The following is a 282-nucleotide window of genomic DNA, read 5'->3' on the forward strand; positions in this document are numbered from 1 at the left end:
GGATCCACAATTGCGGCTGCGCTTGTACCTGAGAATAAACGTGCGAGTGCAATTGCATTTATGTTTACTGGTTTAACGGTTGCGACCATTACAGGTGTGCCAATTGGAACATTTATCGGTCAGCAATTTGGATGGAGAGCATCGTTTATGGTAATTGTGGCAATTGGAATCGTTGCCTTAATCGCCAACAGTATGCTCATTCCTTCTAACTTAAAAAAAGGTACGTCTGTATCATTTCGCGATCAATTCAAGCTGATTACGAATGGAAGACTATTACTTGTA

At 41.1% G+C, this 282-nt stretch carries 1 protein-coding gene; it reads left to right on the forward strand.

Annotation, left to right across the window (positions count from 1 at the left end; all coding sequences use genetic code 11):
* A partial coding sequence (locus MR079_RS28670) for an MFS transporter (protein WP_242295106.1) occupies positions 1-282 on the forward strand: 282 nt, incomplete at both ends.

This window comes from Bacillus cereus group sp. BfR-BA-01381, assembly GCF_022663555.1.
GTDB classification, from domain to species: Bacteria; Bacillota; Bacilli; order Bacillales; family Bacillaceae_G; genus Bacillus_A; species Bacillus_A pacificus.